The following is a 13,659-nucleotide window of genomic DNA, read 5'->3' on the forward strand; positions in this document are numbered from 1 at the left end:
CCGGACTGCCCGGCGCGGGCATCCGCTTCGCCCCCGACGCACTGCGCGCCCAAGCCATGGAATGGCAAGCCCGCCTCGACCCCGACGGCACCGCCCCCAACGACGCCATCACCGAGGCAAAGAGCACATTGACCTTCGGGCTGCTCCGCAACGGCTTGTACCCGCTGCGGGCCGATGTCACCCCGGAACTGCGCGGCATCATGGACACCCTCTTCGACACCTACCTCAGTGCTCGCTCAAACCCAGCCAGGTCACGCACCCCGATGTTCGCGCCCACCGAATCCCTCGACAGCAGCGCGGGCGCGGAGAGCGCAACGCTGGATGGCATTGATGAGACGAACGTCGATACCGAGCAATTCAGTGCTGACCCGTTCTCCGGGGACACCCGGTTTGACGGGGACCGCCGCACCGCGGGCGAGAAACGCGCCGACATCCTCCGCGACGTCTTCCAAGCCGCCGCCCGCGACCCCAAAACCCCAACCATGGGCGGCGCCGCCCCCACCATCATGATCCACGTCAACGCCACCGACCTCAACAACGATCGCGGCGTCGGCTGGATCGACGGCATCGAAGCCCCTGTCAGCCTGCGCCGAGTGAACGAGACCATCTGCTCCGGCGGCGCCCAGAAAGTCATCGTCGGTAACAACGGCGACGCGCTCTACCTCGGTGACACCGTCCGCTGCTTCACAGCCAAGCAGCGCGCCGCCATCAGTGCCCGCGACGGCGGCTGCATCATCCCCGGCTGCACCATCCCCGCCCGCTGGACCGAAACCCACCACGTCATCCCCTACGGGAAAAACGGACCAACCAACATCGACAACGGGTGTCTCCTCTGCTGGTTCCACCACCACACCATCGACACCAGCGGATGGAAAATCCGCATGAAAGACGGTCGGCCCCACGTACGAGGCCCCTTGCTCTGGGACCCGACCCAAACCTGGCGCCCCGCCCACAGCCACCGCGCCAACACCCCCAGCCCCGAACCACCCTGGCGCACCTGAGCCCTAGTGCGCTGTCCACCAGAGTGTCTCGGTTTCACATCCTGAAAAGGCCACGCTTTCAGGCGTCGACATCTCTGCGCACGAGATTCCGCGGGCGCGCAACGCGAGTCTTGGCGCCACGACGCGAAGCCCCGCCGGCCAGGCGGCGGTCGAACAGTCGACGCGCGAACAATGCCAGCCCGATCGCGGCCAGCAGCATCAGCAGGCCGCCGAACACGGTGGCCACGATCCAGACCGGCACGAGAGCGCCGATTCGCAGCTCGCGCACCAGTTCCAGCTCGGGGCCGCTAGCGGCGGCGCCGTTCATGGTCAGGGTTGCTGTGCCCAGAGCCGTGTGCTGCGGAACGATGGCGGTGAGTTCGGCGTGGCCGGTGGCATCCGCTGTGACGGTACCGAGAATGCTCGGGTCACCGGAGAGGGTCACGACCACCGGCGAGCCCGGCAAGTAGCCGGAACCGGTGACGCGCACCTGCTGCCCGGGCGACACGTGCACGGCCGGCCCGCTCACCCCCAGCTCGGCCAGTTTTGTGGGGTTGGCGAGGCCAGAGACCGCACGGTCGATGTTCTTGAGCAGGCCGGGCGCCGGCACCGCGTAGCGTTCGGCGTTGGCCAAAGCGGATGCCGAGGGTTCGACACGCGCACGGTTCTGGCTCCAGAGCAGCAGGGTGTCGCCGATCGCTGCGAAGCCATCGGCGCTGGGGGCGAGCTGTCCCTCGTCGGTCACCGTGACGAAGCTGTCGTCGTCGCACAGGGTGTGGTTGGGCTGCAGGGCATCTTCGGGCCCGGCAGCGTAGTACACCTCGTAGCCGTCGGCGGCCACCCGCAGGGCCGCCGTTTCGAGGGAGGCGTTCAGATAGGCAATGACGGTGTGCCCAACGCGGGCTTCGGCTCGGCCCCACTCGGTGGTGCAGTCAATTCCGCGGTCGCTCGAGAACAGCTGCGGGTAGGCCGTCACGATCACCGGTGCGTGGGTGCCGCCGCGAGCGTCCCGGGCTTGCTCGGTGTTCACGGTGGCCCAGATGCTGCGGTAGACCGGGCTGAGGTCAAGCTCCTGCACCTTGCCGATCACGGTACGCACGGCCTCGTCGCCCTGCGCGCACCCGGAGCTCGCGCACAGGGCAAGCAGGGCGTCGAGCCCCACGTCGGCGGCGCCGACCGAGACGACCACCTCACTCACAGCGGGCTCGGCAGCCAGGCGTTCGAGCTGGTTCCCTCGGCCGCCCGGCATCTCAGAGCCGAGCAGGTTGTTGCCCGAGGTCGCGGCGCAGGCGAGCACGACCGGGTCGGTCGACGCGGCGAGAGCGACGGCGTACCCGGCGGCGCTGTTCTGATCAGGCTCGCAGTCCGTGCCGGAGCCTCCGGAGGCCAGGCCGTCGCCGACCAGAGCTGCCGGATAGTCGCTCGCCGCGGCATCCGCCAAAATGGCACCGGGTTCGATGGGGTCGGTGCGCTGCAGCAGGGTCTCATAGCTGCCCTCGACGATGACGGCGTCGACCTCCGGTCCCCAGGCAATCACCCGATAATCGGTGCTGCCGACCGCATCTTGCACCGCACTATAGAGCTGCACGCTCTGCGTGCTACTGGCACCGGGCGGCAGGTTACCGAACAGCAGTTGCGGTGACGGGCTGACCAGCGGCACCAGGTCGCCGCTCGGAAAGGTGAGCGCGACGGTGACGTCGGCCGCGTCGCGACCGGAGGGGTTCGTGACCGTGACGTCAACGTTCTGGGGCTGGTTGGCCAGGATGGTGTCGCCGGCGGCGACCGTGAGGTCGATACTGGCTCGACCGAGTTCGGCGAGCTTGTCAGCGAGCGCATCGACGTCGTCGACCGAGGTGTAGGTGCCGTTGGTCTCATCGGCGATGCACTTGAGCTCGGTTTCGCCGAGGTCGGAGGTCTGGAAGCCGACGGTGTACACCTGCAGGTCGAATCCGTGCGCGCGAATCTGCGCCGCAGCGTCGCAGGGATCACCACACCCGCTCTCCCCGTCGGAGACCAGGGCCACGGTGGCTCCGCTGAGGCCGTCTTCCTGCAGCTGTTTGGTCGCTGCGAGCAGCGCTTCGGCGGTGGGAGTACCGCCTGACGCTGCAAACCCGGCGATCTCGGAGACGAGGTCGCCGGTGCCCATCACCGGGGCAACCTCGATGGCGTAATCGCCCGGCGCGTCGCAGCCGCCGCCGTAGGTCCAGATTCCCATTTCCGAACCGAGCGGCTGGCTCATCACCAGCTCGGTGAGGGCATCCTGCGCCTTCTCGATGCGTTCACCGGCCATCGAACCCGACAGGTCGACGACCACGAGCAGGGGGCGGTTGCCGGTTCCGGTGGCCGTGTCGGGGTCGGTGTCGGGCGCAAAGGCCTCGTCCCCGGTCAGGGCGTAAGCGAGCTCATCGAGGGTGTACTCCTCGTCCCAGAACACCTTCTTGTACAACTGCAGCGGTTCGGCCTCCCAACTGAGCAGGTTCTTGTCGAAGACCTCGAGTTTCACTCCAATGACGCCCTCGACGACGATGTCGAACGTACTCGTGAACACAACGGATGCCGGAGCCTCGCCGACCGTGCCCTCGGTCACCGAGCCCACGGTGAGGGCCGGCTTGATGTTGATGCCGAAGTAGACCCCGGCCATGTCGTAGATCATCGCGTCGACCCGCAGAGCGAGAGTGGCGCCGAGCGAGACCTCGAGTTCGCTCTTCCACACGGTGGGGGCGGTTTCGGTGATGGTGTCGTTGAACGACCGCAGCGTGCCGTTCTCCAGGCGCACACCGAATTCGCGGGTGATGCGTTCAACGGCCGTGAAGGTCGTGGTGCCGGTCAGCGACAGGGACCAGTCGAACTCGGCGCTCAGGTCGAAGGTGAGCACCCAGGGAATGGGGACCGGAGTCGGAATCACACCGAGCAGGCGCCCCAGCGAAACGTGGGGCAAGTTGCCGGCGGTCACCTGCAGCGGCGTGCCAACCTGGCCCACCCGGCGATGCTTCTTGCCCGAGCCGTAGGCGACGGCGATTTCGCCGTAAGAACTCACCTCGATCGTCTGGGTCTGCTGTTGCTTGACACTCGATTCGAAGTCGGCGAGCACGGTGCGCACGTCGCGCTTCCATTCCCAGAACGGTGCGATCTCAATAGTCAGGGTGGCGTAGCTGACCAGCTCGAAGGCGACGCCCAGCTCGAGGCTCGCTTCGCCACTGAAGGTGGGTTTGTTCGGAGTCTGTGCGGCGCTGGGCGCCGGTGCCGGTGTGGGGCTGGGGCTGGCGTCGGGCTCGGGCACTGACAGCTCGGTGTCGCCGGCCGAGAAGCTCGCGTCGGCGCCCTCGGCGGAGGCGGTGATGCTCATCTTGACGTCGTTGCTCTTGCTCTCGTACTCCACCGAGACTTCGGGCTCGGTGGTAACGGAGACCGTGGCACTGAGGTCGACGACACCGATGCGCTTGGTTTCGGCCAGGTCGGTCGTGGGGAGGCCAGCCGGATCGACGGCTGCGGCATTGTAGGACGCCGGCAGCACGACCGGGCGGTTGCGCTCGGTGGAACCACTCGCGGCGCCACTAGCTGTGGCCGGCGGAGTGAGGGCCGTATCGGGCAGCAGCGCCTGGTCGGCGACCCGATGATTCACCTGCAGCACGATGTCACCGAACGCCGCCGGCCGGGTCGAAACGACCACGAGCCCGTCGATGAGTTCCACCGCAATGACCTCGCGCATGATGCCGTCCGGCGTCGCCTCCGACACTCCGGCAACGATGAACTCGCCGACGACGGCCGGGGACAGCCCGGCAAACGAGATCGACGAGGCGGTCAGGTTCGACGCCACGCCGAGGCTGTCCGCGTCGAGCACGACGGTGCGGTTGTTGGCGACGGCCTCACTCTCGGCCGGTACCTCCACGGTGAACGCGACCTCGTCCTGCCCGGTCTGGCCGGCCCAGTCCGTCACCGTGGCGCTCACCTCGTGTGTGCCGGGGGTCGCCGAGGTCTCGATGCTCCACCGCGGCGGAGTCGTGGTGGTGTCGACGCGGGCGCTGCCGATGGAGCGATTGCCGAGGCGCACCTCGACGAGCTGTACGCCGGCATCCGCTTGGTTGATCGTTCCGTGAATGACGAAGGTACCGCCGGCGTCGCCGAGATTGACCGTGCCGTCTGCGGCCGGTTCGGTGATGGTGAGCGTCGGCGCGTTGTCGTTGGCCGGCAGCGCGGTGGGAAAGTAGCCGAGCAGGGTGAGTGAGTCGGCGATCGCGCCGTCGGGAAGGCTGATGGTGCCGCCGGGGCCGGCGATCACCAGAGTGGATGCCGTCCCTCGCACCGGCAGGGACGTCTCGCGTCGGTCGTCGGCCAGGCTGTCACCGGCGTCGGCACTCACGGTACCGGGCGTGGCACTGGTGACCTCGACGCTGTAGAGGGCGGAGCCGACTGCCGCCGTGGCGATGCCGGCCGGCAGGGTCGGCGCGAGGCCGTTCGGGTCGGTGGCAGTGGTGTCGAGAGCGGTCGTGTCGAGGGATGACGTGGCGACGGGAACGAGCCCGCCGACGATCGTGGCGGCGTCGAGAGACCGGCTCTGGCCGGCGACCCAGCCGGTGACGCTCGCGCGCACGGCGTCGACGGTGCCGCTGAAGCTCCACTGGAACAGGCCGCGATCATCGAGCGGAACGAGGATGAGGGCGTTGCTCCACGTTCCGCTGCTGTGCACGACCGCCGGAGCGTCATCAGCGCCCTCGGTGGGCAGACTGAGCTGCGCGTTGGAACCGAGCAGGGCAACCTGCAGCCAGACGGCCGCCACGTCGTCGGTCGGTACCGCACCGAGGCCCTGCGGGCTGAGCGTTATCGGGGAGTCGATGGCAGCGAGCGTGCCGCCAAGGCCGGCGTTCGTGTCAATCACGAGGCGAGGCGCGATGGCCACACTGCCACCGGGGCCGACCGCCGGCTCGCCCTTGCCTGCCACCTGCAGGTAGGCGAACAGGGTCAGGGTCACGGCAACCGACTGGTCGGCGGTGAGGGTGAACGAGCCCGTGTCGTCGAGCAGTACGAGCTGCGAGGTTGTGCCCGGTGCGTTCGCGCTGAAGCTCACGGTGGGGGTGTCGGTCGGCTGTGTGCCGATGACGATAGCGCCGGGTTTTGCGCCGGGAACGATCTCGAGTTGCAGCAGAACCGAGGTGGTGTTTTTCGGGAGGGCGGCATCCGCTCGGTCAATGGAAAACTCGGTCACTGCGTTGGCGAGCAGGTCTTCTGACCCGATGTCGAACGGTTCGACGGCGTGCCAGCTTCCGGCGGAGCCTGCCGATTCGAGACCGGACAGGGTGCCGGCGGCGGCGCTGTTGCGACCGTCAATGAGAAACCAAACCACGCCGATGGCCAGCACCAGGGTGACGACGAGTCCGGCGGCGATCAGGATGAGTGCCGCGCGACGACGCGGCGTAGGAGCGGCCCCCGAGGCGCTCACTTAGAGTTTTCCCAGTTCGTCGATGCTGCCGAGTACTTCGGGGGTGATGAGCACAAGGTGCGAGCCGTAATCAGATTCGGCGCTCGTGACCTGCACCGACAGGGTGGTCACGCCGGAGACGAGCCAGCTGAACGCGACCGGAGGCCCCTCCGCGAGCGCGTAGCGGGCGATTTCGGTGCCATCGGCGAGCACCACGACCGTGATGGACTCGTCGTTGTATTGGTCGTCTTCGAGGCCGAGCGAGCCCGTGACCTCGGCGACGTGGCCGCCGAGCGTCCACGTTACCGTCTCGGTGTCTGGACCGGCCGAAATCGTCACCGCGTCGTCGTAGTCCTGGCCGCCGACCGACTGGGTGCTGCCGAAGCTGGTCGATCCCTTGGCCGGATCGATGTCGTCGAGCGAGACGCGTGACGCACTGTCGGCGATCACGATGGCGACCGATTCGGGCAGGGCCGAGCCGGGCGCCGGAACAATGCTGGTGACCGTGCCGATGACGGCGCCGGGAACGTACTGGCGGGTCTGCTCGACGCGGGCGCCCATGCCCTGAAGCTCGTCGATGATCTCGGCAGCCGGGCGGCCTGCAAAGTCGGGCACGATTGCGGGCGTGGATTCCAGAATCGTCACGCTCGTGGGGTTTTCGGCGCCGAAGACCGGCGTCTGCTGCACGATGACGCCGACCACTCCGGCGGCCGGGCGGGTGGCGACCTGGATGAGTTCGGCCGGCACACCCGCGTCGACGATGGCCTGCATGGCCCGCTCGGTGTCGAGTCCGCGCACATCGGGCATGATGGCCACGTCGCCCGGTTGGTATTCGGGCAGCGCCACGGTGATGACCTCCGGGCTCGTGCGGGAGACCTCGGCGACCACGAGGTGGTTGGCCACGGCCCAACCGGCGAAGACTCCGCCGGCGCCGCTCGCGAGCATGAGTGCCAGAACGGATGCCGCAGCCACGGCGATCCACCAGCGCGCCTTGCGCTCCGGCGGCACCGATTTGGCATCCGGGACGGCCTGCTCCAGAGCCGGATCGATGCCGGCAGCGGCCGGATCAGCTGCTGCCGGATCAGCTGCTGCGACATCTGCCGCTGTCACGTCGGCGATCCACTGCAGAAGCCCGGGATAGCTCGCGGGGTTGTTGACGATGATCTGCCGCAGCTCCGGATGCTGTTGCGCAAGCTCGGCGAGTCGCTCCGGGCTGCTCTGGGGGTCAGCCGCGAGGTTTTGCAGGGCGATAAGCGTGGGATTCACGGGCTGGCTCCGGGTTGGGGGTGAGTGGGGTGCGGTCGCAGGCCCAGCGCTCGTTAAGCGCTGGGCTGGTGTTCGGTGGGCTGGTGTTCGGTGGAGCTAGAGGCCGCGGGCGCGCAGCGCCTGCTGCACGAGCGGGTCGGGCGATTGCGCCAACCAGGTGAGCAGGTCGGGGTAGGCACTCGGGTTACCCGCGAGTTGCGGCCAGACCTCCGGGTGCTTCTGCGCCAGGTCGTAGAGCTCGGCGGCAGACGTGGCCGGGTCGCCGGCCGCCAGGCTGGCCGCGCTGGGAGCTGCGACGGGCATTTCAACCGGCGTTTCGACTGCCAATTCAACCGGTACCGGAGGAGCTGGCGGCGCGACCGGGGGTACCGGCGCAGCTGGCGGCGCAACCGGGGGTACCGGCGCAGCTGGCGGCGCAACCGCGGGTACCGGCGCAGCTGGCGGCGCAACCGCGGGTACCGGCGCAGCTGGCGGCGCAACCGCGGGTACCGGCGCAGCTGGCGGCGCGACCGGGGGCACCGGCGCAGCTGGCGCATAACCGGTGTAAGTGGCCTGGGCCTGGGCCCGAACCGGTCCGTACTGGGTGAAGTAGCCGCGAACGGCGGCCGGGGCGGTCAGCGAGTAGAACACCAGAGCCGGCAGTCCGAAGGCCAGGGCGAGGCTCAGCGTCGCCGCGGTCGTGAGGATGATCAGCGAGAAGGAGCTGTACGCCGCGCCATCGAACATCCAGGAATAGAGCTCACCCACGTTCTCGTCACTGAGGGTCTGTGCGCGCAGCACGACGAAGACGATACCGAGCACGGTGACGATGCCGGTTAGTCCGAGCACGAGCCACTGGCTGCCGGCCGGGTTGGACCGCAGCGTTGTGCGGGCGATGATGGCCACCACGATGATGATGGACAGCACGATCGTGGCACCGATATTCAGACCGGTGGAATCGGAAGTGGTACCGCTCCCAATGAGGTTTGCGATGACCAGCAGCAGGCTCAGGCCGGCGGTGCTGATGATGAGAATGAGAGTGAGTGAGGCGACGCCGAACCATTTGGCGATCGGTTCCATCGGCACCATCGCCAGCCGTAGCGCCGGCGCCGAGGCCAGACCGAGCAGCGCGGCGAGCAGAATGAGCGGGTAGCCGCCCCAGCTGAGCGACTCGACACCGCCCACAGACAGAGCGAAATCGGTGAACGCGTCGATCGTGATGACGGCGACGGCGATGCCGCCGAGCGCGCGGCCGACGGTGAGCCAGATCACGCTGCCGCGAATGATTCCATAGATCGGCAGCAGCACGGCGGCCGCGCCGGCCAGCACGGCCAGGACCGCGGTGAGCAGCACCACGGCGTTGACCTGAGCGGATGTCGACGCGACGAGTCCGAGAACCAGTCCGCCCAGCACGGTCAATGCCACGACGACGCCGTAGCCGATTACGATGCGGTGCCAGAGGCGCGCGATCGGGTGGTAGCCGACGATGCCGACCAGTTCGGCGGCGCGGGGCTGGGCGGCGAAGAAGGCGCCGGCCAGTCCAAACGCGGCCGCGTAGCCGAGTCCGGTCGTTTGATCCTTGGAGAAGGCGTCAACGAGCATGAAACCCAGTACAAGGAGCGCATATGGCGCGTTGACCACCAGTCGGATCAACCAGACCTGGGCCAGCCCAACACCGGGGCCGAAGACGCCGGCACGCAGCAGGTAGGTGAGGCTGAGCGAGAACAGCGACAGCAGCGTGATCAGGATGACCTCGATGCGGCCGGTTGCTCCGATCGTTTCGCTCATGCTGTAGCTGTCGGTACTAAACATCCACGGCAGGGCAAGGGAGATGAGGAGCAACAGCAGGGCTCCGCCGTCGCGCGCCCAGTCGGAGGCGGGGATGCCGGCGAACGGTTTCGGTCGGGTCGGCACTGGCGCATACTGCGGCGGCGCGGCGGGCGCAGCGTACTGCTGCGGGGCTGCGTACTGCGGCGCGGCGTACTGCGGCGCGGCGTTTTGCGGCGCGGCGGGGGCTCCGGGCTGCGGTGCGGCGGCGGCTACGGGCTGCGGCGCTGCCGGCGGCTGTTGGGGGGCGTTCGGGTCGAAGGTCATTTGAGTCCTCTGTCTTCGTTCTGGTTTCTTGTCACTGTGCTGCGAGGGTGTTACTCGTAGAGCCGGTCGAGTTCGCCGTCCTGGCTGAGTCGCACCAGGTTGTCGACGGCAATGCCGGTCACGTCGGCCAGGGTGCGCATGGGGCTGACGAACCATCCGCTCTTCTCCTGCACCGAAAGAACCCGCCAGCTGTCGGCACCGAGCTCTTCCATCCAGGACGTGTCGTCGAGGCATCCGTCGAATGACGAGTAATCCGAATCCGTGGTGACACAGACCCCGGTGAATTCGGTACGGTACGGCCAGTTGTAGCCGTCACCCTCGATGACGATGCTGTCGATATCGAGGCGTGCCGTGTTGCCCTCAATCTGCGGGGTCACGGCGAAATCGGTGATCTGCAGGTTGTCGTAGTCGCCGTCACCATCGGTGGGCATGAGCACGTCACCGTACAGGCTAAGAAAGCGACGTTCGGCCTCGGGCAGCACGGCGGCGAGGTCGCCATAGTCGCCGTTCTCGCCGAACTCGATCACGGCTTCGGCGAATCCTTCGGCCGCGGCATCGGCGGTGTCGAACGAGGCCACATCGTCGGCGGCGACCAGGTTGCCCCGGGCCAAATCGTACGATCCGCTCTGCAGAATGTTCTCGCCGGTCGTGAGCAGCGGGCTGACATACCAGGAGCCTCCCTCACGAACGGTGACGATTGTGGCGTCGTGTCCGAGCGAGTCGGCCAGGTCGGCGGCCGTCTGCGTGTACGGCAGCATGTCGTTCAGCTCGTCGATCGACGACTCACGCAGGTCGGCGATCATGGAATCGGTGTCGCTGTCGTCGTAGCCCCACGACTCCTGCTGCAGACGCAGCTGCGGGGCGACGACTTCGAGGTACGCGTCGGTGATCGTTTCAGCATCACCGTTCATGGTTATCTCACCCGCGGTGATGGTGACGACGGCGATGCCTTCTTCAATGTCTTCAGCCTCGAGTTCAAGCCCGGTCAGGGTGATGTTCAGGCTGTCGACGACCGTGTTGATGAGCTCCGGCATGTCCACCGGGTCGCCGTTCTCGTCGTCCATGGCAATAGTGCTGAGCTGATCGATCGGCGCCTTGAACGACTCGATTTCCGCGGGAGACAGCGAACCGTACAGGCTGATCAGGTCCATGTCGGCGGTGCCTTCGAGGAGCTTTTCGACCGCGGCGGTCGGCGAGGATGCCCCGCCCAGCTTCGAGAAGATGGCCCCGTAGGCCCACACGCCGCCGCCGGCGACCAGCAACACGACGACCCCGATCGAGCCCCAGATCAGCAGTTTCTTGCGCGGGCGCCTGGGAGCCTGGCCGGGTTGAGCCTGGCCGGGTTGAGCCTGGCCCGGTTGAGCCGGGCCCGATTGAGCCTGGCCCGGCTGGGCATAGGGATTCATCACCGGGGATGCCGCAACGGTGGCAGGCGCGACGCCAACAGGCGCCGCGATCACGGGCGCGATCGTGCCGAGCTGGAGCATCCACTCGATCAGGGCCGGATAGCACGACGGGTTTCCGGCGATGACGGGGTGCAACTCGTGGTGGGCGGCGGCGATCTCGGCAAGCCGGGCCTGCGGGGTCGCCGGGTCAGCGGCTTCCCGAGAGAGGGGGGAGGTGGAATCTGTCACGAGAGGAATGCTCCTAGATATTCGGTGCTGGCGGACGGGTACGAAGTATGGGGTGGCCGGTAGCGGGCCGGGTCGCCACTACCAGGTGAGAATGGTGAAGACGGTGTACGCGGTGGCTGCGAGCACGACCAGAACGGTGCTCGAGATGATCAACGTCAGAGTCAATCGACGACGACGACGTTTCGTGGCCGCGGCACGCTCGCGAATCTCGGCCGCCGCGTCGGCGAGGCGGAGACGGGCCAGGTCTGGCTGGACGTCGGCTACTGGCAGTGACTTCTGCGGCGGCACGATGGTCGGTGTCGGCCGCGCCGCGTAGCGCACGCTCTCACCGCTCTGCACCTGCGGCGGCTGGTACCGACGTTGCAGGGAATCCATGACCGGGGTGTGCACGGGAGCGGCCGCTCGCCGCCCGCTCAGGAGGGTATCGGCTGCCGTGCTGCCCCGGGAGGAACGCACGGTCGCCTCACCCGGGTCAACAGCGGGGTCGGTCTCGTTCGGCGCACCGTCAGAATCGCTTGTCGCAGCACGGGGCCCCCGCACCACACGGCGGGTGTGTTCATCAGTGTCGCGTTGCACGATGCGGGTGTGTTCGTCAATCGTGCGTTGCACGATGACAGTGTCTTCAACGTCGGGCCCGTCGACTGCGGGTTCCGCAGCTGGCAGCTGCGGGTCAGCGGGCTGCATTGCGGGCCACTCGCTGCACCGGTCGGGTGTCTTCGGTGCGGGTGTCGATGGTGTCGGAGTGGTCGTCGCCGATCGCGACGCCGTGCCAGGAGCTGACTCCGCCTGCGATGACATCGATCACGATCACCGAAATATTGTCGCGGCCGCCGTGCTCGAGGGCCCCGGCGAGCAGCGCGTCGGCCGTCTGCTGCGTGCTGCCACCGAGGGTGAGACCGGCTTTGATGGCCTCGTCGGAGAGTTCGCCGCTCAGGCCGTCGGAGCACACGAGCAGACGTTCGCCGGTTACGACCGGGCGCAGCCAGTAGTCCGCATTGCTGTTGTCGGCGCCCATCGCGCGGGTGATGACATTTTTGCGGGCGAAGGTGGCGACATCCGCTTTGAGCAGCGACCCTTCCTCGATGAGTTCCTGGGCGAGGGAATGATCGACGGTGAGCTGATGAAAATCGCCGCCGTGGAGGCGGTAGACGCGCGAGTCGCCGACATTCACGATGAGCCATTGCGGCGCTTCCTCGTGGTCGATGAGAACCAACCCGGTGAGGGTGCTGCCCGCGCCGCGCCCGGTCGAATCCGACACGGCACGCACGCTGGTGTGGGCGCGCTCGACCGCGCCCACCACGTCACCGGCCGCTACATCGGTGCGGCCGATGCAGGCCTGGAATTCGGCGATCACAGCGGTGCTGGCCCGCTGGCCGGCCTCCAGCCCGCCCATGCCGTCTGCAACGATGAACACGGGTTGGGACGCCAGCAGGGAGTCTTCGTTCTCGTGCCGTTTGCGGCCGACGTCGGTGCGCGAGCCACACTGCAGCGACACCCCAGCACTGGTCGCTCGCTGTTCGGCGAGGTGGGTCATAACTCAGGCCTCCAGGTAGATGCGCGCCGCAAGCTCCCCCAGCAGGAACCGATCGGTCAGGGGTGCGCTCGCACCCGCATCGAGTTCGTTCTCCAGGCCGCCACCATCGATGAGCACGACGCCGTTGGTCGAGTGCAGGTCGCTGATACCCCAGGCTCCCTCGACAAAGTCCAGGCGGGCGTGCGTCTTCGACACCGTCTTGCCTGGGTCATGCAGTGGAACCAACTGTGCGTCGGTGTGCGCGCCACCACGAGCGGGGTTTCGCCCGAGCAGCACGACCGGTTTGGTGAGCGACACTTTGAGACCGTGCTCGGTTTCGAGCGTCCACGGCTTCATACGGCGTGCCACGATCATGGTTTCGTCGAGATCGTCGTCGTCGGATTCGCTGTGAGCTTCAGCTGCTGCGCGTACTGCTGTGGGGACTTCGGCGACGGATGGCCCGGCGGCGATCTCCGCGGCGACTGCGGCAAGCTCACCCGGCAAGGCAATCGGGAGGTCGGAGATCGCTTGCTCCTGTGCCGCAGCAGCGACCGGTGCGGCGCTCGCCTGAACGACTGGTGCCGGCGGAGCCCACGGGTTGGCCGGTGCGGCGGCCGCAACGGGCGGTGCAGCAACGGGTTGTGTTGCAAGAATCGGCGGCGCCAGGGGCGCAGGCGCCGTAGGCGGCGCAGGCGGCGCCGAGGTAACCGGCGGGGCGACCGGCGGGGCGGGCGGGGCCGGCAGAACGGGCGGGGCAGGCGGGGCGGACAGAACGGG

8 protein-coding genes are annotated in these 13,659 nt (G+C 67.7%); 1 reads left to right on the top strand and 7 read right to left on the bottom strand.

Annotated elements, in window-relative coordinates:
* On the top strand, positions 1-1,001 hold a 1,001-nt coding region (locus tag CJ028_RS07425), incomplete at its 5' end, for an HNH endonuclease signature motif containing protein (protein WP_129590416.1).
* Between the two features lie 58 nt (positions 1,002-1,059).
* Here the strand turns inward: CJ028_RS07425 and CJ028_RS07430 are convergent.
* The 7 genes from CJ028_RS07430 to CJ028_RS20630 form a co-directional block, all read right to left on the bottom strand.
* On the bottom strand, positions 1,060-6,417 hold the full coding sequence (locus CJ028_RS07430; RefSeq protein WP_105034640.1) for a vWA domain-containing protein: 5,358 nt from the start codon (positions 6,415-6,417) through the stop codon (positions 1,060-1,062).
* The gene (locus CJ028_RS07435) at positions 6,418-7,662 is read right to left on the bottom strand and encodes a variant leucine-rich repeat-containing protein (protein WP_105034641.1); all 1,245 of its coding nucleotides are present in this window, start codon (positions 7,660-7,662) and stop codon (positions 6,418-6,420) included.
* A 96-nt stretch (positions 7,663-7,758) separates the two neighbouring features.
* Positions 7,759-9,735, bottom strand: coding sequence for a DUF7937 domain-containing protein (locus CJ028_RS20925; protein ID WP_105034642.1), 1,977 nt, complete (start codon positions 9,733-9,735; stop codon positions 7,759-7,761).
* Between the two features lie 50 nt (positions 9,736-9,785).
* On the bottom strand, positions 9,786-11,369 hold the full coding sequence (locus CJ028_RS20930; protein ID WP_161498923.1) for a variant leucine-rich repeat-containing protein: 1,584 nt from the start codon (positions 11,367-11,369) through the stop codon (positions 9,786-9,788).
* A gap of 78 nt (positions 11,370-11,447) precedes the next feature.
* Positions 11,448-12,053: a hypothetical protein gene (locus CJ028_RS07450; RefSeq protein WP_105034643.1), complete on the bottom strand. Its 606-nt coding sequence runs from the start codon at positions 12,051-12,053 to the stop codon at positions 11,448-11,450.
* Positions 12,040-12,903, bottom strand: a complete 864-nt coding sequence (locus CJ028_RS07455) for a PP2C family protein-serine/threonine phosphatase (protein ID WP_105034644.1) — start codon at positions 12,901-12,903, stop codon at positions 12,040-12,042. The genes CJ028_RS07450 and CJ028_RS07455 overlap by 14 nt, the downstream gene beginning before the upstream one ends.
* Before the next feature lie 3 nt (positions 12,904-12,906).
* Positions 12,907-13,659: FHA domain-containing protein (locus CJ028_RS20630; protein WP_129590417.1), on the bottom strand; the 753-nt coding region annotated here is incomplete at its 5' end.

The organism is Cryobacterium aureum (genome assembly GCF_002954245.1).
Classification (GTDB): domain Bacteria; phylum Actinomycetota; class Actinomycetes; order Actinomycetales; family Microbacteriaceae; genus Cryobacterium; species Cryobacterium aureum.